The sequence below is a fragment of the Paenibacillus sp. KS-LC4 genome, assembly GCF_036894955.1.
GTDB lineage: Bacteria > Bacillota > Bacilli > Paenibacillales > Paenibacillaceae > Pristimantibacillus.
In genome coordinates this window covers 719,887-737,607 of sequence record NZ_CP145905.1, presented here as the reverse complement: position 1 = coordinate 737,607, position 17,721 = coordinate 719,887, and the positions used below count along the sequence as shown (strand labels likewise).

Annotated in this window: 16 protein-coding genes; 5 read left to right on the top strand and 11 right to left on the bottom strand. The window is 52.1% G+C overall.

The features are described from left to right. Nucleotides 1–100 precede the first annotated feature (100 nt). Nucleotides 101–1,402 carry a PucR family transcriptional regulator ligand-binding domain-containing protein gene (locus tag V5J77_RS03180; RefSeq protein WP_338554345.1) on the top strand — a complete coding sequence of 434 codons (1,302 nt, stop codon included), beginning with the start codon at nt 101–103 and terminating at the stop codon, nt 1,400–1,402. Between the two features lie 23 nt (nt 1,403–1,425). Here the strand turns inward: V5J77_RS03180 and V5J77_RS03175 are convergent, their stop codons facing one another. The 10 genes from V5J77_RS03175 to V5J77_RS03130 form a co-directional block, all read right to left on the bottom strand. Further along, entirely contained in the window at nt 1,426–1,695 is a 270-nt protein-coding gene (locus V5J77_RS03175; RefSeq protein WP_338554344.1) for a hypothetical protein, read from the bottom strand. Between the two features lie 30 nt (nt 1,696–1,725). Beyond that, the gene (gene hydA / locus V5J77_RS03170) at nt 1,726–3,177 is read right to left on the bottom strand and encodes a dihydropyrimidinase (RefSeq protein ID WP_338554343.1); all 1,452 of its coding nucleotides are present in this window, start codon (nt 3,175–3,177) and stop codon (nt 1,726–1,728) included. A 3-nt stretch (nt 3,178–3,180) separates the two neighbouring features. After that, a complete protein-coding gene (preA, locus tag V5J77_RS03165; RefSeq protein WP_338554342.1) occupies nt 3,181–4,485 on the bottom strand; it encodes an NAD-dependent dihydropyrimidine dehydrogenase subunit PreA in 1,305 nt (434 codons plus the stop codon). Between the two features lie 89 nt (nt 4,486–4,574). After that, nucleotides 4,575–5,933, bottom strand: a complete 1,359-nt coding sequence (locus V5J77_RS03160; RefSeq protein ID WP_338554341.1) for an NAD(P)-dependent oxidoreductase — start codon at nt 5,931–5,933, stop codon at nt 4,575–4,577. A gap of 80 nt (nt 5,934–6,013) precedes the next feature. Further along, nucleotides 6,014–7,285 carry a M20 family metallo-hydrolase gene (locus tag V5J77_RS03155; RefSeq protein ID WP_338554340.1) on the bottom strand — a complete coding sequence of 424 codons (1,272 nt, stop codon included), beginning with the start codon at nt 7,283–7,285 and terminating at the stop codon, nt 6,014–6,016. After that, nucleotides 7,266–8,762, bottom strand: coding sequence for an aminotransferase (locus V5J77_RS03150; RefSeq protein WP_338554339.1), 1,497 nt, complete (start codon nt 8,760–8,762; stop codon nt 7,266–7,268). The genes V5J77_RS03155 and V5J77_RS03150 overlap by 20 nt, the downstream gene beginning before the upstream one ends. A gap of 852 nt (nt 8,763–9,614) precedes the next feature. Then, nucleotides 9,615–10,394, bottom strand: a complete 780-nt coding sequence (locus V5J77_RS03145; protein WP_338556524.1) for an SDR family oxidoreductase — start codon at nt 10,392–10,394, stop codon at nt 9,615–9,617. 82 nt (nt 10,395–10,476) lie between these two features. After that, on the bottom strand, nt 10,477–11,334 hold the full coding sequence (locus V5J77_RS03140) for an aminoglycoside 6-adenylyltransferase (protein ID WP_338554338.1): 858 nt from the start codon (nt 11,332–11,334) through the stop codon (nt 10,477–10,479). 28 nt (nt 11,335–11,362) lie between these two features. Beyond that, nucleotides 11,363–11,782, bottom strand: a complete 420-nt coding sequence (locus tag V5J77_RS03135; RefSeq protein ID WP_338554337.1) for a GNAT family N-acetyltransferase — start codon at nt 11,780–11,782, stop codon at nt 11,363–11,365. A 204-nt stretch (nt 11,783–11,986) separates the two neighbouring features. Next, nucleotides 11,987–13,150 carry a Gfo/Idh/MocA family oxidoreductase gene (locus tag V5J77_RS03130; RefSeq protein WP_338554336.1) on the bottom strand — a complete coding sequence of 388 codons (1,164 nt, stop codon included), beginning with the start codon at nt 13,148–13,150 and terminating at the stop codon, nt 11,987–11,989. 167 nt (nt 13,151–13,317) lie between these two features. On the opposite strand from V5J77_RS03130, the gene V5J77_RS03125 reads away from it, so the two are divergent. Next, complete coding sequence (locus V5J77_RS03125; RefSeq protein WP_338556522.1) at nt 13,318–14,208, top strand: AraC family transcriptional regulator; 891 nt, start codon at nt 13,318–13,320, stop codon at nt 14,206–14,208. Beyond that, nucleotides 14,199–14,483, top strand: a complete 285-nt coding sequence (locus tag V5J77_RS03120) for a hypothetical protein (protein WP_338554335.1) — start codon at nt 14,199–14,201, stop codon at nt 14,481–14,483. The genes V5J77_RS03125 and V5J77_RS03120 overlap by 10 nt, the downstream gene beginning before the upstream one ends. A gap of 158 nt (nt 14,484–14,641) precedes the next feature. Here the strand turns inward: V5J77_RS03120 and V5J77_RS03115 are convergent, their stop codons facing one another. Continuing rightward, a complete protein-coding gene (locus V5J77_RS03115) occupies nt 14,642–15,493 on the bottom strand; it encodes an AraC family transcriptional regulator (RefSeq protein WP_338554334.1) in 852 nt (283 codons plus the stop codon). Between the two features lie 122 nt (nt 15,494–15,615). On the opposite strand from V5J77_RS03115, the gene V5J77_RS03110 reads away from it, so the two are divergent. Together V5J77_RS03110 and V5J77_RS03105 are read left to right on the top strand one after the other, a co-directional pair. Continuing rightward, nucleotides 15,616–16,614: a Gfo/Idh/MocA family oxidoreductase gene (locus tag V5J77_RS03110; protein ID WP_338554333.1), complete on the top strand. Its 999-nt coding sequence runs from the start codon at nt 15,616–15,618 to the stop codon at nt 16,612–16,614. A gap of 48 nt (nt 16,615–16,662) precedes the next feature. After that, on the top strand, nt 16,663–17,601 hold the full coding sequence (locus tag V5J77_RS03105) for an aldo/keto reductase (protein WP_338554332.1): 939 nt from the start codon (nt 16,663–16,665) through the stop codon (nt 17,599–17,601). The last annotated feature ends 120 nt before the right edge of the window (nt 17,602–17,721 follow it).

Genomic DNA, 17,721 nt, shown 5'->3' with positions numbered 1-17,721 from the left:
TGGTTTTTTTGATGACCTGGAGCATTTTGGAGCTCACAGACCGCTTTTATTTTCGAGCCTCTATCCTGTATAATAGTGTCAACTATCTTCACATGAGGAGGTGGACGCTATCGTACAAACGCTGCTACAGCTGACGATCCGCGATATTTTACAACGGCCCCCGTTCCAAAAGGCTGAGGTGCTCGCAAGTGAAGAAGCCTTGAATCGTACGGTCAGATGGGTTCATATTATGGAGGTCATTCAAGCTGGTCAGCTTTTAAGCGGCGGCGAGCTTATATTGACGACAGGCATCGGTTGGCAGGAGGATGAAGAGCGCAGTCTGATCTTTCTACAGCAGCTGCTTCATTCAGGCGCTTCCGGGCTATGTATTGAGCTGGTCACTTATACAGCTAGACCACCGAAACGAATGCTCGAGCTGGCAAAAAACGAGCATTTCCCCATTCTCCTCTTCCACGAGCAAGTTCGCTACATCGACATCACCCAGGATCTGCATACCCACTTCATTACTCAGCATCATAAAACGGTATCAGAGCTGGAAGCATTATCTACGCAGCTCGGACAGCTGCGGACCCAATATTTCGAGGAAAAGCGCCGTTATCAAGATGATCTATGGCTCGCTGACTGGCTAGCTGGAAAACACGACTTAACCGAAATCAGCTATTATATTCGCTATATTAAACCGTCTGCCAAGCTCGGCAGCGGAGCTGTATGCGTGTTTCAATTGGAAGCCGCGCAAATGGAAACGAAGGATTTTGCAGTGCTGATGCTGCAACGCAATCGGTTGGCGAGGGTGATTTTTGAGAGAGAGGGCTTTCTTTTGCTCACGCTGCTGCTGCAAGGGCAACTTGTATTCATTTTGCTGGATCAGCTGGAACAGCTTAAGTGGAAGGAGCGCCTGCTGCAAGCGGTGGAGCAGCTGCGCCATACAGATATGAAGCATGAGCCGGCAATATTTTCAGGCCTTTGGGGCATCGGAAAGTCAATGATGTGCCCTGACCAAGCGGCGGAAAGCTATGCAACCGCGAAGGAGACGATAGCGATTCAGCTGGATGCCGGGCCGTTGCCAGCCCCTTTTTTCGACGAGCTGCACACATACAAAATCATTTCCGCGCTGAAAAAAAGCGGGATGCTGGAGGAGCTGATCCGTGATTACATTGAGCCGCTTGCCTCCTATGATAAGGAAAAACACGGCCAGCTGCTGCTCACGCTGAAAACCTATTTCATTCATTCCGGCTCAAAGCAGGATACAGCCCGCGAGCTGTTCATCGCCCGGCAGACGCTATATCATCGCCTGGATAAAATTATTGCGCTGCTGGGCGAAGACTTTATGCACGCTGATAAGCGGCTCGCCATTGAGCTTGCGGTGAACGCCTATGAATATACGCGTGGAGTCATCCGCTAAAGGGAGGCAGCGGATGGCAACGTTTATGCAGATGGCGCAGCGCTAGAGCTAGAGCTGGAAGGGGATGCAGCGGTCGATGCCCTAGCCTGTGCCAGCTGCTTGATTAGCAAGTTGGTTAAATGCTTGCGCGCATCGGCAGTAAGCAGTTGCACGGTTGCGGCTTCGCCGCCCGGGTGCTGGAGCATGACCGTCGCTCCGCTCAAATTCTCCTCAATGTGGATAAATTCAAACTGCCTAGCCATGTAGCCGTCCAGCTTCGCCATCTCCTCCAAAACCTGCTGATAGTCCGACACTCGGCTCCCTCCTCGCTATTGTTGAATCGTCTATTTGCTGCTTGTGCTGACTTCTATATCAGGTGCGGCTGGCAGCTCCCCCTGCAAGGGCTGTTTGTAAGGTGCGCGCTTCACATATTGTCCGGCGCCTGCTCTTCCGACAAAGGCCTGATCGCGAATGACGAACTCGCCGCGCGACAGCACACTGACCGGAGCTCCGGCTACAGCCATTCCCTCAAACGGATTATAGTCCACATTCATATGATGCGTCGCTTCCGAAATCACCCTCTGGACGGCAGGATCAAAAATCACGATGTCGGCATCGCTCCCTACCGCAATTGTGCCCTTGCGTGGAAACAGCCCGAACAGCTTCGCACTGCGCGTCGAAACGAGATCGACAAACTGATTCAGCGTTAATCGCCCTTTCGCCACGCCTTCGGAATAAAGCAGCGAGAAGCGGTCTTCGATGACGGGGCCACCATTCGGAATTTTGCTGAAATCATCGCGTCCGAGCTCTTTTTGTCCGCTGAAATTAAAGGAGCATTGGTCCGAGCCAATCGTTTGCAGCCCGCCCGTACGCAGCGCATTCCATAAGACATCCTGATGCCGAGCCTCGCGCAGCGGCGGCGACCATACGTACTTCGCTCCCTCGAACTCCGGCAGCGCCAAATACGATTGATCAAGCAGCAAATATTGCGGACAGGTTTCTCCCCAGACGTCAAAGCCCTGCTCCCTCGCCTCAGCAATAGCTTTTACCGCCTCCTCGCAGGTGACATGCACGACGTACAGCCTCGCCCCAGTCAAGCCCGCAAGCTTCGCTGCTCTTCCCGTCGCCTCTCCCTCCAGCATTGATGGGCGGGTCAGCGCATGATAAATCGGCTCCGTATGTCCCTCCGCCAATGCCTTGGCAATGAGATAGTCGATGACATCGCCGTTCTCGGCATGAACCATTACCATCGCTCCCAGCTCGCTTGCGGTCAGCATCGTACGATAGAGCGTGCCATCATCGGCTTGGAACACATTTTTGTAGGCCATAAATACCTTGAACGACGTAATACCCTCCGTGTGGACGATGTCCGGCAGCTCAGCCAGTACCGCCTCGTTGATTTCGCCAATCATGAGATGGAAGCCGTAGTCGATTACCGACTTGCCGGCTGATTTGGCATGCCACCTCTGAATCGAATCGGCCAGCGGCTTTCCTTTATCCGTCAGGCAAAAATCAATAATCGTCGTCGTTCCGCCAAATGCGGCAGCCATCGTCCCCGTCTCAAAATCATCCGCCGTCACGGTTCCGCCGAACGGCATATCCAGATGCGTATGCGGATCTATGCCGCCGGGAAATAAATATTTTCCAGACGCATCAATGATTTCCGCGCCGATAGCCCTGCCAGCAGCCTCCAGCTCCGTCCCGATAGCCTTAATCGTGTCTCCTTCAATCAGTACATCCGCCTGATACGTATCCGCAGCAGTTACGATTATCCCATTTCGAATCAGCTTCGCCATAGGCTACACCGCCTCTCTCGCGCTTGATTTGGCATTTCCATCGCCGCCGCCCAAGCCTGCAATCGCTGCCTGACGCTCGTTCCAGGACATCGGCATTGCGGAAGACGGCACCTCTATCATCGAGATTGCACCTTCGACCGGACAAACAATGGAGCACAAATTACAGCCGACACAGTCCTCTTCCCTTACTTTCAAATAGGCGCGCCCGCCCTCGTCCGTATGCCGCTCAATGCATTGATGCGAGGTATCCTCGCAGGCGATATGGCATTTGTTGCATACGATACATTCTTCCTCATGAATGCGAGCAACGACTTGGTAATTCAAATCGAGATCGCCCCAGTCCGAATAACGGGGTACCGATTTGCCGATCAGCTCCATCGCCGACGACAGTCCCTTGTCGTCCAGATAATGGTTCAAGCCGTCAATCATATCCTCGACGATGCTGAAGCCGTGATGCATCGCTGCCGTGCACACTTGAACCCCCGTCGCGCCCATCAGCATAAATTCGACCGCATCGCGCCAATTGGAAATGCCGCCGATTCCCGAAATGGGGATGTTTACCTGCGGATTACGAGCGCATTCCGCGACCATATTCAGCGCAATCGGCTTCACGGCAGGGCCGCAATAACCCCCATGCGCACCTTTGCCGCCCACATGCGGGATCGTGAGCCAAGAATCCAGATCAACGCCAGCGAGCGAGTTAATCGTGTTAATTAGAGAAATCGCGTCCGCTCCGCCCCGCGTCGCCGCCTTTGCCGTTGCCGTAATATCGGTAATGTTCGGAGTCAGCTTCACGATAACCGGCGTCTGCGCCGCCTCCTTCGCCCACATCGTCTGTGCTTCGACCAAATCCGGCTGCTGCCCGGAGGCCGCACCCATGCCGCGCTCCGCCATTCCATGCGGACAGCCGAAGTTCAGCTCAAGGCCATCTACGCCGACCGCCTCAACCTTTTTGACAATTTCATGCCATTTTTCGCGGCTTGGCTCGACCATCAGCGAAGCGATGACTGCATGATTCGGGAATCTTTTTTTCGTCTCATAGATTTCCTTTAGGTTGACCTCCAGCGGACGATCCGTAATGAGCTCAATATTGTTGAAGCCCGCAACCCGCTGCCCGTTAAAATGAACAGCGGCAAAGCGCGAGGACGTATTGATGATGGGATTGCCCAGCGTCTTCCACACAGCGCCGCCCCAGCCTGCCTCGAATGCGCGCTGCACCTGATAGCCCGTATTGGTAGGCGGCGCAGATGCCAGCCAGAAAGGATTCGGAGATGTTATACCCGCTAGATTGATCCTCAAATCTGCCATTATCGTTCCCCTCCTAGAGCAATCGGTATCGTTTCGCAGTCGTATAAATGCGCGATTGTAATTTTAATTTAAATTTAAAAGCAGACATATCATGCCAGCTCCTCTTGCTGCTGAATGAGCTGTTTGTAAATGGCATAAGCTGCCTTCTTGCCCTGCTGGGCGGCCGAGACGACCATCGCCTCTCCTTGACCCTCGCCAAAAATAACGTCCCCGGCGGCAAAAATTTGCGGGTCGGACGTTCGATAGCTGCTTTCGTCCACCTTCACAATGCCGCGCTTATGCGCGATGCCAAGCTGCTCTATCAGCGGTAGATGACGCGTTTGTCCAATAGCCAAAATAACGACGTCCACCTCCAGCTTGAACGCTGAGCCGGGAATCGGCACCGGGCGAGCACGCCCTTCCTCTGCTTCCTCCAGCTCCATCCTGAGGCATTCCAGCCCCGTCACATGCCCCTTGGCATTGCCGATAATGCGAGCTGGCGCCGTCAGCCATTGAAATTCGACGCCATCCTGCTTGGCGAAATCATATTCAAACGCATAAGCCGTCATCTCGGCGGCGCTGCGGCGATAGACGATTTTCACATTCATCGCGCCCAGACGCACCGAGCAGGTGGCCGCATCAATGGCCGTATTGCCCGCGCCGATTACAGCTACGCGCTTGCCCGCCATATCAGTACGCACAGCCGTTTTGGTCGACTCCACAAAATCAATGGCATCAAATACGCCGTCCAGCGTCTCCCCTTCAATGCCGAGCGACGGTACCTTCGACATGCCAATCGCCATCACGATGGCATCATTTTCGCGGCGCAGCTGCTCAATGCTTACATCCACTCCTACCCTTGTATTCGTCCGAATGTCTACGCCCAGCTGCCGTACTTGCTCAACCTCCCAGAGCGAGATTTCCTGCGGCAGCCGGAAGGAAACGATGCCGTACGTATCCAGACCGCCCGCCTGCTCCTTCGCCTCAAACACAGTCACGGCGAAGCCGAGTCGCGCCAGCTCTCTTGCCGCAGACAGCCCTGCCGGTCCGCCGCCAATAATCGCGACCCGCTTGCCATTGCTCTTCCCGGCCGTGAACAGCTGCTGCTCCTTGTGAATGGCCCAATCCGTAGCATAGCGCTGCAAATCGCCAATCCGAATCGGCGTGGAGGAATGATTCAGCACGCATGCGCCCTCGCACAGCTCCTCGGTTGGACATACGCGCGAGCAGGTCGCACCGACCGGATTCGCATCCATAATCGCTCTGGCGGAGCCTTTCATATTGCCGGAAGCGATCTTTTTAATAAAAGAAGGGATATTGATACCGGTTGGGCAGGCCGTAATACACGGCGCGTCATAGCAATACAGACAGCGATTCGATTCGTCGACCGCTTCCTTCCGTTTCATGCCTGCCTTCACCTCGGCAAAATTGCGCCGGAGCGATTGCTCCGATATAAAAGCGATGCCCATAGCTGCTTCCCCTCCTTTTTTTTCAAGTGCTTGCTTGTGATGAAAATGATCCGCTTACCCCCTTACCCGCTCACCCCGCCTCACTCCTTCCCCTCGACAATCTGAACAGCTGCGCGGTACAGCAGCTCCGCTCCAAGCACAATATCCTCCGGTGCGGCATACTCTCGCGGATTATGGCTAATCCCTTCCTTGCAGCGGACAAAAATCATGCTGTAATCGCACACATAAGACATCGTGAGCGAATCATGAAACGGCCCGCTCATCAGCTCCGGCGGCGTAAGACCCATACCCGCGGCCTCGCGATGCAAAATCGTTTTCAGCCAATCCGCGCAATATCTCGGCTCGCTGTTTGTATCCTCGCGTATCGCATACGCGAGCCCATGCTCCAGGCTGACCTGCTCGATTACCGCTCGCAGCTCCCGCTCCAGCTCGTTTCTCCGTTCCAGCTCAATGTCCCGGAAATCCACAGTAAAGCTGACCTGCTCCGGTATAATGTTGCGGGAATCCGGGAAAACAGCGACCGAGCCGACGGTGCCGACTGTCGGCGCACCCGGCTCGCGCCGCGCCAGCTCATCCAGCGCGACAATCACCTTGGCGCAGCCGACCATTGCATCGCGGCGCATCGCCATCGGCACGGAGCCGGCATGACCGGCAAAGCCAGTCATTTCGACCGTCCACCAGACGGGGCCGGATATGCCGCTGACGATGCCGATCGGCTCCTTTTTCATCTCCAGCACCGGGCCCTGCTCGATATGAAGCTCCAGAAAAGCTCTAATTCTTCCCTCTTCAAAGGAATAGCGGTCATATTGCGCTGGATCGCAGCCGAACTGCAGCAGTGCTTCCCTGCGGGTAACGCCGTTTTTATCGGCTCGCGCAAGCTCCCCCTCCTCCAGCTTTCCGGTCATTCCCCTTGCCCCAAACAGGCCTTTATTGAAGCGGCAGCCCTCTTCATCGCAAAAGGCGACGACCTCTATATTCATCTCTGGGCGAATACCGCGCTCCGCCATCGTCTGTACCGCCTCAATCGCGCCGAGGACGCCAATAACTCCGTCGAAGCGGCCCCCATAAGGCTGCGAATCAATATGCGAGCCCAGCATAAGTACGGGCGCCTGCTCATCCCGTCCCTTATATACTCCGATCAGGTTGCCAAAAGGATCGATTCGCGTCGACATGCCCGCCTCCTCCATCCAGCCCTTTACGAGCTCTACTCCAGCGCGGTCCTCCGGAGATAATGCGAGCCGGCAGACGCCTGTCGTGCCGATCTTGCCGATTTCCGCCAGTGCCATAATCCGCTGATGCAGCCGCTCCGCCTGAATATGATGCCTATTGTCCTTAGCCTGAAGCGGCCTCATGCCGCATCCCCTCCTCTGACGTATCGCCTGCGACTCCGAAAACGGCCAGCAGCGTATCCGTAATAAAAGAGACATCCTCATCCGTCGAAGAAAGCGGCGGACTAAGCGTCAAAATATTCGCAAAGCCCGGGACGGTATCTCCGTTTTTGCCAATAAGCAGGCCTCGTGCCTTGCAATCCGCAATCACGCCCGCAACAAGCGCAGCAGCGGCAGGCGTCTTCGTCTCCTTATCCTCGACCAGCTCGATGCCTACGGCGGAGCCGAAGCTCCGAATTTCTCCGACATTCGGATGCCACAGCAGCGGCTTCATTCGGCCTCGCATGCGCCTGCCAATGAGAGCTGAACGCTCAACAAGCCCTTCGCGCTCAATAATCTCCAGATTTTTCAGCGCAATGGCACAGGACACCGGGTTGCCGCCAAACGTATTTACATGGCGGAAGTGGCTGTCCGGCCAGGCTTCCTTGAAGCTTTCATACAGCTCGGCGGACACCGCCGTTGCCGACAATGGGGAGTAGGCGCTCGTCAGCCCCTTCGCCATCGTAACGATATCAGGCCTTACCCCAAAATGATGATGGCCGAATTTTCGCCCTGAACGGCCGAAGCCGCAGATGACCTCATCGACGATGAGCAGCACATCATGCTTATCACAAATCTCGCGCAGCTTCGGCAGGTAGCTGTCCGGCGGCACGAGCATGCCGCCCCCGGTAATGACGGGCTCAACAATAATGCCGGCGACGGAGTCCGGCCCCTCCCAGATGATCGCATCCTCATAGGCTTTGGCGCATTGCAGCTCGCAGGCTCCGCTAGTTTGGCCGAAAGGGCAGCGATAGCAATAAGGTGGCGGCACATGGGAGAAGCCTACCCCTAGCGGCTCGTATTTCAGCTTCCTTTGTGCCTGCCCCGTTGCGCCTAGCGCCCCCATTGAGTTGCCGTGATAAGCGCGGTGGCGCGAAATAAACTTGTGCTTGGTCGCCTTTCCACGTTGATGAAAGGCTTGGCGGGCGATTTTGAACGCAACCTCATTGGCATCAGATCCTGAGTTGGAGAAGAAAATGCGGTACTCCCCCTCCAGCCAGTCGTTCAGCTTTGCCGCCAGCTCAATGCCCGGGGCATGGGATTGAATGAGCGGCGAATAAGCAAGTGTCGTCATTTGCGCAGCAGCAGCCTCGGCAATTTCCCTGCGCCCATGTCCTACATTGACGCACCACAACCCTGACATGCCGTCCAAATAGCGATTGCCGTCCACATCCTTGATCCAGCTGCCCTCCCCTGACACTACAATCATCGGATGATCATTATGGGGAGTAATATGATGCCACAGGTACGCTCGATCCTTTTCCAGCAGCGTTTCCTTAAGCTCGCTTGCCTGCGTGGCTGCCTGCTTGGCTTCCTGCCTGGCTTCTTGCTTGGCTTCTTGCTTGGCTGCCTGCTTGGCTTCTTGCTTGGCATCCTCATCCATTGCTTCGTGATTATCCATCAGCTTCTTCACCCTTTCCGCCGACTGCCGTCTATGTGCTCGATCTGCCGTTTATGTTGTCTATGCCTTGCAACAGCCATTTATGCACTGAGCCTAAGTGACTTTCACATTTTAATTACAGAATATTCAGACTTTTTATGCTTCATTATTTCCATTAACGGCTCAATATTGTCCTTGACCGTGCGCCATTCAAGCTCAAGCAGCACTATCCTTGTGTAATATTATATAACACTCAGTTTGAATTACATTAGACAGAGTGTTACATAATCACAAAAGTCCATTGGACATATTGTCCATTTTTCGATTAAATGGCTGCTTGCTGCGCTTTTCCATGAGAGGTAATATGACGATGTTAGACCTGTGGACACAGCGGACCTGGCGGACACAGCGGACGCTATTACCACAAAATCGCAGGTGATGACAGAATTGGCGGACTCAGGAGCAGCTAATGCGCTGCCAAAAGCCATGTTGACACGATAAGGAGGGCAATAACCGCTCCCCTGTCCGCTTCTTGCCTGAAATCGCGTCAAAAGTCCGATTAGCGGAAGCTCAGTCCGCCAAAAAAAGAGCGGCTATGCCAAGCTGCACACTCTCAGCACAGCGCTCCACACGCCAACAGCCGACAGCGCAAGCTCCTCCAAACGTTTGTCCTTCACGCGGCCGGGAATACACATTAACGCCATATGCCGTCCTTCCCAGCACTATCCATCGTCTAATTATTGTGGCATATGCCTAAAAAATAAAAGCGGCCGCATTATAGCAGCCGCTTCCAATCCTGTAATACTCCGAAGGGTTCATCCTTCTTCCAAGCTGAGAATAATAGATGTTCATAGGATTGCTCCTCTACATGCTTTACTTACCTAAAAATCCACCTTCGGATCTAATGACCTGCCCCGTAATCCACTGTGCGTCGTCGCTGGCTAGAAAACGGATCGTCTTCGCCGCATCCTCCGGCAGGCCAATTCTTCCCATTGGGAACAGCGGCAGGAAGCCGGCTTTCATCTCATCATCCATCCAGCCCGAATCAGTCGGCCCCGGATCGAAGCCATTGACCGTTATTTGCAAGGGAGCAAGCCCTACTGCAAGCGGCTCGATGAGAGCGATTAAAGCGCCTTTCGTAGCCGTATAGGCGAGATTGTCCGCATCCGGCCCTTTAGACACCATAAATATGATTCTTCCGTTCGTTCCTGCTGGTTGGTTTTGCTCGAAACGCTTTGCGAACTCGGTACTAAGCAGCATCGTTGTACGGTTGTTCACCACATAATGCTGCTCAAGCAGTGACAGATCCAGCGTCCGAAAATTAGTCGGCGCACAATAAGCCGCATTATTAATTAATATCGAGGGATTTCCCAGCGTCCGCTCTACCTCATTCATAATGAGAGAGGGCATATCTGGATTGGAAAAATCAGCCTCCATATGGCTTGCCCTTACACCTAAACGTTCCAATTCAACTTGCAATTGCTCCGGCCAACCCTGATCCAGACCGTTACCCTCCAACTCATCAAACGCCTGCCAATGGGTAAAAAAGATATCTATTCCACTGCCCGCAAGCGCGCGGCAGATCGCTGTTCCAATGCCCGTGGAGCGGCTTGCGCCTGTCACGATGGCAATTTTATTTTTCATTGAAGCTATTGCAGAAGTCATTATAATTCACCCTATTTATTATTTGTATATCATCAATATTCACCTAGCGTGTTGCAGTAAAACGTTAAGACTACTTGTTTTTCACCAGTTGTCTCGCTTGCAGCCAAGCTTTAATATTGCCATACAAGCTATGCGGGTAATCATAATGATGAACCTGCGCTGTCTCCAAGGACAGACGGCTGAATAATTCAAAGGAAACGTTCAAGGCTTTCCAGCTAGCAAGCTGATCAAAGCCTCCGAACGCTTGCTTTAAGTCCGCTATAACCGCAGCATCTGCCCATTCTGCAATAAACTTGCCCGCATGCCAGGTGTCATAATTGGGGCCATGAATCGCCTTGGCATGCCACTCCAGCATTTGCAGCAGCAGTTGCTTGCAAGCATGATCCCTTTCGCCAGCGACCCATAATTCTCCGCGCAAAATCTGCTTCGCCACATACAAGCAGGCAAACCCATATTGGTTAACGACCTGCTGGAAGGCCGCTTCTGTAATCGGTGGCGGCAGGTCAGGGACAGCTGTTTTTGGAAGCAATTTTTCCCCTTTGCCCGTCTTGTCCAGCAGCAGCTTCACCCCGCGCTTAAAGCCTTGCGGCACTTGCCTGCCAGCCGCCAAGCGCTCTAGCTCAGCATTAGGACAAAACAAGAAATCCACCTGCAACCCCTCGTCAAAAAGTACTAATTTCTCAGGATCTCCTCCTGCCGTTCGGTACATGAAGCTCGTCCAAACTTCCCCGATGTTCAGCAGCCAATCATTAGTTTCAAAATAATAGTCCGGATTGGTCGAATAAATGACGATATCCAAATCGGAAAATTCATCAAATGGTTTATCCGCTCTTGCCCGCGATCCCATGAGATACATCGCTTGTATGTCTTCGTTCCCACCAGCCCAGCTAACGATTCGCTGCTCCAGGTTTTTGTATAAATCCACCATTATCACTCCCCCCTTCGCTTGTGGACGCCTAAAGATCCTTTTTCAAATAATAATGCTGATGGCCCCCGGCGTTGTCTATCATTCCATACACCTCATAGCCATGCTTCTTATAAAAATCCAACGCTTGGAAGCTTAACGTATCCAGCTTAATGAAATCGCATTTACTCTCTTTGGCGAGTCTTTCCGCTTCTTCCAGAAGCTTCGACCCATATCCGAGCTTGCGCAGCTCCTCATCTACATACAAAATGTGTACCTCCAGCCAGTTCCAGCACACCTCGCCTAGAAGCCCGCCATATACGACACCATCATCCTTCTTTAAAATCAAATTAATCTCTTGGTATCTTTCGCTTAATTCTTTCGGAAAGTGCTTCCTATTAAAGGAAATTAGCTTATCTAGCACAGCTTTCTTATCGGCTGAATTCAATTCATTGATAATTTGGAGCTCCATGCTTCTCCCCCTCTGTTTCCTCCTAGATCATTCCTATCCCATACTTGTATTATCAACCTCAATTGGAAAAAAAGCTATATCCAAATCAAGTCTATCATTCAGAGGCAGCTTACCTTTTACCCATTCATATCGGATGAGCAAAATGAATAACAGCCTAGCCCAAGCAACCGAATGCTTGGGCTAGGCTGTCGTTCATTTGCGTCGCTACACTTTATTTTCCAAGCTGCTGCCTGTCGTAATGGCGGCTTCCTGAAAATTTTCTACCGAGGCGCCTTTCTCATAAAAACGAGGTGTATTCGCGATCAGGCCTTCGCGCGTATAGAAAGGGTCGCTTTGTATAAGCGGGAAAGATACCTTCTCTCCTGTGCTTGCCGACTTGTAAATGCCCGTAATAAATTCAAGCGTGCTGCGGCCGCTGATGCCATCAATGAGAACCGGCGCACCCGTCTCAATCGCAGTCAGCACGTTATCAATTTGCCCAGAATGGCCCGTATACGCCACCTCCGGAAGCCCGTCATAAAGGCTTTGCAGCTGCTGCTCCAGCTCTTCATTGGCAATCGGAAAGCCATTCGGCTGCGCGATGGAAGCATTCATTTTCCATGGAACGGATACACGGGCCTGCTTGCCTTGAAAAATCAGCTGCTGCTCCTCGCCATGATGCACGACCGAGCTGGTCACCATACCGAGCGCCCCTTGCGGGAAGCGAAGCATCGCCATCGACAAATCCTCAACCTCTGCATTATCATGCGAGGTATTCGCCATAAAGGCTTGCAGCTCGCTAGGCTGGCCCATCATCCACAGCAGCGCATCAATATGGTGCACCGCATGGTTCAGCGTACAGCCGCCGCCCTCCTTCTCCCATGTGCCGCGCCACCATAAATCGTAATAGCAATGCCCCCGCCACCAGAAGGAATCGACTTGGGCATGGACGATAGGCCCCATTAAACCGCTATCTACTACCGATTTCAGCTTCATCATCGGCGTTTTAAAGCGGTTTTGTGCCACAACGGAAAGGATTTTCCCGCTGCGGCGGGCCGCTTCATTCATGAGGTCGCATTCCTGTAATGAAGAGGCCATCGGCTTCTCCACGAGTACATGCTTGCCGGCGTTCAGAAAATCGACCGCAATCGGCGCATGGGTATATGGCGGCGTACATATGGACACCAAGTCGATCTCCGCTCCAAGCAGCTCCTTATAGTCTGCTGCAATTTTAGCGCCTTCTAATTGAAACTGCTCCTGCTTCGCCTGTGCCTTATCCATGTAAGAATCGCAAATCGCTACAACCTTGCAGCGCTCTCCGAATGCTTTGTACGCTTCCAAATGTGCGGAGCTAATAGCCCCTGCTCCAATAACCGCTACTTTTAGCATAAAACGAACTCCCCCGTCCACGAATGAGCTGATGTTATCCCCTTTTATTTTAATCGAAAATTCGTAGCATTTATGCTTGGGAGTTGTGATAAAATACAACTATATTGCGGTTTTTGAAGCGTTTGCAATTATTTGCGGGATAAGGAGGCGGGCCAGTCGTGTACAAAATGGAGGAGCAGTTTTCGTTCAATTATCGCATCTCATCCGATAGCAGCTTCTGGGAGGTGTTTCATGCCCATTCCCAAATGGAGTTTGCCTATGTCCATGCCGGACACGGGAATCTCATTGTCGAGGGCAAGCGCTACCGGGTTGAGCCCCATACATTAATGGTTTTCCATCCCTTTCAGCTGCACCGGGTACAGATGGATATATCGGCGGAGCAGCCGTTCATCCGCACCGTGCTCATGTTTGAGCCGTCGTCGCTCAAAAAATACTGGAGCGCCTTCCCGCTTCTGAATGCCTTCTTTGAGGAGCTGCTGCTCCAATCCGGCGGTGAGCCTTGGTACGAAATCGCTGAGACATCGCCGCTTGTGCTGCTGTTGAAGCAGTTTAAGGAGACCCGGGAGCGGCTCGCCGCTGGTGAACAAGCAGAAGAGGAGGACGATCATTTTCTGCTGCTGGAGCTGCTGCGGCAATTAAAAGCCATTCGCCAAAAGCCCGGCAGCCAGTCCGTCCTACGAATAAGAAGGCCGAGCCATCGCGCGGAGGAAATGATGGAGTGGATTGAGCAGCACTATCAGGAGCCGTTTCGACTGGAGCAGTTGGCCGCAGCGCTCCATCTGTCCCGCTATCACGTCGTCCATTTGTTCAAGCAGGCCACGGGCTCGACCATTATGGACTACACCAAGGCGACGCGTGTCCGACATGCCTGCCTCTATTTAATTCAAACGACGCTGACTGTACCCGAAATTGCCACCCGTGTCGGCATGGGCAATCCCTCTTATTTTTGCAAGGTGTTTCGTCAGCAGATGGGACAGACGCCGCATCAATATCGGCTGCATATTCAGCGAAGAAAATATGTTCCACAATACAGTGAAGAGGTGCCTTTATGTCCATAAGCTTTACTTCATCAATTATAAGCCGGCTTAAAAGAGAAATTACAGAATTAGAAGCTCAAATTCTACTGGCAAACAATAAAATTGCCAAAGCACAGACTAAACTCAAGCAGTTGCAAAAAGACAGCAAAAAAAGCAGCCTGCCGAGCGATTTAAGCAACAAGCTGACACGCATCAATAAATTAAAAGAGGAAATTGCCGAAAACACGAAAAAACAAGCGGATGCAGCTCGACAACTTACAAGCAAAAAAGCCGAGTTGAAAAAACATTCCTCTTAAGCACACATTTCTAATTTCTAGGCTCACTAGGAGTAATGAATGATCAAGCAAAAACGACTTCGTCATCCTTCCATGGCGATGAAGAGCTTTGCCTTAGAAATATAAACCGGGTTCTCCTCTTAAGAGGATACCCGGCTTTATTTTTATACAAGTCCATTCTATTCCTTCCCATATACTCCATAAAGTCTGCGATAAGCAGTCGGCGTCATCCCTTCATGCTGCATAAATCGCTTATTGAAATAGCTGACGCTTGGATAGCCTGCCTCCTCGGCAATTTGCCCAATGTTGTCGTCTTTGCGCTCCAACAGCCATTGCTTAGCTGCCTGAAGACGACAGCGCGTAATAAAATCCATCGGCGTCATCCTCGTCGCCGCCCGAAACAGCTTGCAGAAATAATAAGGCGATACCCCCAGCCTCTCCGCCCATTCATCCAAAATAAACGGCTTCACGGCCTCCTGCTGCATCAGCGGAAGCAGCTCCATAATTCGGTCGGCGGACGTTTCCGCCTTGCCCCGATTCAGCGCTACTGCTTGCTCGACGAATATCGTAAGCAAAGCATAAGTAAGCATAGAGAGATGAGCCGGATGCAGCATGCGATACGTTTCCGCTTCTCTCAACAGCTCCTCATGAGTTTTCTCCCAAATCGCAGGCTGACGAAGCCTCCATAAGGGGCTTTTATGCAAGCCCTGCTCAAGCAAATAATCACGGAGCCCGCTGCCGCCATAAAAGTGAACCCAGCGGATATCCCACGGCTCATCCTTGCTGCTGTAATAACGCTGCTTTTGCAGCGGAAAATAAAGCACCGCCTCCCCCGCTCGCAGCTCATGGACGATACCGTCCAATTCCACAAACCCTCTGCCTGCGGCAACAAAATGAATATTAAAATTGTTCAAAGCGCCCGCTTCCCGATACACGCTATGCTCGGGCTGCTCACTGTAATTTCCAATCGACTCCGGAAAACAAAAGTAAGGCATATTTGGAAGGGTAAGTAAATGGCTTTGACGATGCAAATTCAACACCTCAATGACAATATTGTTTTAATAGTATGCAAAATATTATCATTTTAATTTTAATTCACATCCTCTATAATCGCAATATCATCATAAATCAATATACAAAGCGAGGTTGAATTATGAGCAAAAAGTTAAAATGGGGCATTGTAGGCTGTGCTGGAATTGCGAAAAATGCTGTTATCCCGGGGCTGCATTTATCCGAATTAAATGAAGTGGCAGCCATCGCCAGCCGCGACGGAGAAAAGGCAAAGCAAACTGCCGAGCAACTCCAAATTCCGACTGCATACGACAGCTACGAAGCGCTTTTGGCAGACAGCTCCATCGACGTCATTTATATACCGCTTCCTAACCATTTGCATAAGGAATGGACGATCAAGGCTGCCGCTGCGGGCAAGCATATTTTATGCGAAAAGCCGCTTGCCCTTACGGCTCGCGAAGCAGCAGAAATGGCTGAAGCCGCTGAGCTAGCTGGCGTCCTGCTTTCCGAGGCCTTTATGTATCGCTACCATCCCCGTTACGAAACGATTAAAGAATTGATTGCAAACGGTACCATCGGTGAAGTACGCGGCATTCGCAGTGCTTTTACATTCAATAATGCAGGCGACACAGCAAACGTCCGCTTTCGCAAAGCTTGGGGCGGCGGCTCCCTCTATGACGTAGGCTGCTACCCGATTAATGCAGCCCGCCTACTGCTCGGCAAGGAGCCTGAAGCGGTAACGGTGAACGCTCAATTTTCACCCGAGCATGACGATGTAGATATGACGGCGTTCGGATTAGTCGAATTCGAGGGCAATGTATCACTCACCTTCGATTGCGGCATGTGGTCTTCTTTCCGCAACCCGCTTGAGATAATAGGCAGCGATGGAATAATCGAGGTTCCTTCTGCTTTTATAACGCCTACACCAGAAAGCGGCACGATTTTCGTCAAATCTGGCGGCGAGCGCAAGCAGATTGAAGTCCCTTATGTCAATGCCTATACCGCGCAAGCGGACCATATGGCACGAGCCATTACAGAAGGCAAAGCTTTAACCTTCGGAGCTGCGGATGGCATCCGCAATATGAAAGTAATTGATGCCTGCCTGCTGTCTGCACGCGAGCGTCAAAGGGTTATTTTATAAACCAGCTAACATCAAGAGCATTAGTCTACTAAGGAGGCTTCGACAGCAATGGAATATTTAAAGGTGCATGGCCTGGACAAATCGGTATCCCGGTTAATGAAAGGCTCCGATTATTTCACCCATGAGCGCTACGATAAAGCTGCGGCAAATTTGGATGCGTTTTTCGCTATCGGCGGCAATTCGATTGATTCGGCTCATATTTACTGCGGCGGGCAAAGCGAAGAGGTTATCGGCCGTTATTTGAAGGAAAGAGGCAATCGCGAGCAGTGGGTTATTTTAACCAAAGGCGCGCACCATGATCAGAATGGACCACGCGTAAGCAGCGAAGCTATTCGCAGCGATTTAAACAAAAGCATCGAGCGTTTGCAAACCGACTACATTGATATGTATGCACTGCACCGGGATGATCCAGCCGTTCCCGCTGGTGAGGTCATTGATATTTTGAATGAGCATATTGCCTCAGGCACCGTCCGGACGATTGGCGTGTCCAACTGGTCATGGCAGCGTATTAAGGAAGCGAATGCTTATGCAGCAGCCAAAGGCTTAGTCGGCTTTTCCTTCAACAGCCCTAACTTCAGCCTGGCCAAAGCAAACGAACCGTTCTGGGCCGGCTGCGTTTCCGCCGATGAGGAAACATCCGCGTGGCATGAAGCAACGCAAATGCCGTTATTTTCATGGTCGTCCCAAGCAAGAGGCTTCTTCACAGAACGCTTCACACCCGAGGATCGCTCGAATGCCGATCTAGTTCGCGTCTTCTACAGCGACGGCAACTGGGAAAGGCTTGAGCGTGCCAAGCAGCTTGCAGCGCGCAAAGGTGTCACAGCCATTCAAATCGCACTTGCTTACGTGCTGAACCAGCCGTTTCCAACCTGCGCCTTAATCGGCGCACAATCATTGGAGGAGCTGCGCTCCTGCGATGAGGGCGCGCTCGTTAAATTGACAGCGGAAGAGCGGAATTGGCTGGATCTGACCTCGGATCGCGGCTAATATGACGAGACACTAATCTAATCAGTATCCTTAAACCGCCAAGCATTTGGCGGTTTTTTTTGATTTGCTTTTCACGAAATAAATTTTAAAAGCAATACTGTCGAACGGAATAGGAAATTT

What these genes read in the sequence shown, in the direction of transcription:
- V5J77_RS03110 (WP_338554333.1), top strand. Translation starts at nt 15,616, where the DNA reads ATGAGCAAAAAGTTAAAATGGGGCATTGTAGGCTGTGCTGGAATTGCG.
- V5J77_RS03130 (WP_338554336.1), bottom strand. Translation starts at nt 13,150, where the DNA reads ATGCTAAAAGTAGCGGTTATTGGAGCAGGGGCTATTAGCTCCGCACAT.
- preA (WP_338554342.1), bottom strand. Translation starts at nt 4,485, where the DNA reads ATGGCAGATTTGAGGATCAATCTAGCGGGTATAACATCTCCGAATCCT.
- V5J77_RS03155 (WP_338554340.1), bottom strand. Translation starts at nt 7,285, where the DNA reads ATGAGGCCGCTTCAGGCTAAGGACAATAGGCATCATATTCAGGCGGAG.
- V5J77_RS03150 (WP_338554339.1), bottom strand. Translation starts at nt 8,762, where the DNA reads ATGGATAATCACGAAGCAATGGATGAGGATGCCAAGCAAGAAGCCAAG.
- hydA (WP_338554343.1), bottom strand. Translation starts at nt 3,177, where the DNA reads ATGGCGAAGCTGATTCGAAATGGGATAATCGTAACTGCTGCGGATACG.
- V5J77_RS03105 (WP_338554332.1), top strand. Translation starts at nt 16,663, where the DNA reads ATGGAATATTTAAAGGTGCATGGCCTGGACAAATCGGTATCCCGGTTA.
- V5J77_RS03140 (WP_338554338.1), bottom strand. Translation starts at nt 11,334, where the DNA reads ATGGTGGATTTATACAAAAACCTGGAGCAGCGAATCGTTAGCTGGGCT.
- V5J77_RS03125 (WP_338556522.1), top strand. Translation starts at nt 13,318, where the DNA reads ATGGAGGAGCAGTTTTCGTTCAATTATCGCATCTCATCCGATAGCAGC.
- V5J77_RS03160 (WP_338554341.1), bottom strand. Translation starts at nt 5,933, where the DNA reads ATGGGCATCGCTTTTATATCGGAGCAATCGCTCCGGCGCAATTTTGCC.
- V5J77_RS03135 (WP_338554337.1), bottom strand. Translation starts at nt 11,782, where the DNA reads ATGGAGCTCCAAATTATCAATGAATTGAATTCAGCCGATAAGAAAGCT.
- V5J77_RS03120 (WP_338554335.1), top strand. Translation starts at nt 14,199, where the DNA reads ATGTCCATAAGCTTTACTTCATCAATTATAAGCCGGCTTAAAAGAGAA.